This window comes from Streptomyces sp. UH6 (assembly GCF_013421635.1).
Lineage (GTDB): Bacteria > Actinomycetota > Actinomycetes > Streptomycetales > Streptomycetaceae > Streptomyces > Streptomyces abyssomicinicus.
In genome coordinates this window covers 1-1,149 of the sequence record NZ_JACADT010001367.1, presented here as the reverse complement: position 1 = coordinate 1,149, position 1,149 = coordinate 1, and the positions used below count along the sequence as shown (strand labels likewise).

2 protein-coding genes are annotated in these 1,149 nt (G+C 73.1%); both read left to right on the top strand.

What is annotated here, in order from left to right:
• Window positions 1-146: 146 nt before the first annotated feature.
• Window positions 147-947 carry a MerR family transcriptional regulator gene (locus HW445_RS31935; RefSeq protein ID WP_180224249.1) on the top strand — a complete coding sequence of 267 codons (801 nt, stop codon included), beginning with the start codon at window positions 147-149 and terminating at the stop codon, window positions 945-947.
• Window positions 948-989: 42 nt separating this feature from the next.
• A partial coding sequence (locus HW445_RS31930; protein ID WP_180224248.1) for a glycosyltransferase occupies window positions 990-1,149 on the top strand: 160 nt, incomplete at its 3' end.

Here is a 1,149-nt window from a genome sequence, read left to right as displayed (position 1 = left end):
CCGTCCGGCCCGTCCGTGCGGTGGCCGGGCGCGGGTACGTCGAGGGAGGGACGCGCCCGGCCCCGCCCACGGAACCGGGCGGGCCCCGGGTTGACCCTCACCTCACGTCAGGCTTCAGGCTGGGTCCTGAACGAAAGGGCAGGCGGATGAGCTACTCCGTGGGGCAGGTCTCGGCCTTCGCCGGGGTGACGGTGCGCACGCTGCACCACTACGACAGGACGGGGCTGCTCTCGCCCGGTGACCGCAGCCGCGCCGGCTACCGGCTCTACGGCGAGGCCGACCTGGTCCGTCTCCAGCAGATCCTCTTCTACCGCGAACTCGGCTTCCCGCTCGACGAGATCGCCTCGATCCTCGAGGATCCGCAGGCGAATCCCGTGGAGCGGCTCCGGGCCCGGCAACGGCAGTTGAGCGAGGAGATCGCCCGGCTGCAACGGCTGGCCGAGGTGGCGGAACGGGCGATAGAGGTCCAGGGGACCGGGGTCCCCCTGACTCCTCAGGAACGCTTCGAGGTCTTCGGCGAGATCACCTTCGACCTGAGCTACGCCACCGAGGCGGAGCTGAAGTGGGCGCACTCGCGAGGGCAGCGCGAGGCGATGGCGCGCGCGACCGCCCACACCAAGGAGGACTGGCGCCGCCTGATGGGCGAGGCCACCGCCTGGCGCGCGGAGCTGCTCGCGGCCTTCGACGAGGGGGAACCGAGCGACGGCGAGCGGGCCATGGACCTCGCCGAGGAGCACCGCCTGCACGTCTCCCGCTGGTTCACCACCTGCCCGCCCGACATGCACCGGCGCATCGCGGACGACTTCGTCACCGACCCGCGCGCGTTCGCCCTGGTCGTGCCGCCGTCGCAGCAACGCCCGGGGCTGGCCGCCTACACGTGCAGGGCCGTCCACGCCAACGCGGCCCGTCACACGGGCGGCCGTATCGACGCCGAGGAGGACCGCTGATGTCCGTCGGGGAGAACCGATGAAGTCCGTCGAGGAGAGCCGATGAGGATCCTGATCGCCGCGGCCGGATCGCGGGGCGACGTCGCGCCCTACACGGGGCTGGGCGCCGCACTGCGCCGGGCCGGGTACGACGTCACCCTCGCCGCCACCGAGGCCTTCGCGCCCCTCGCGCACGACGCCGGGCTGGCGTTCCGCGGCCTCC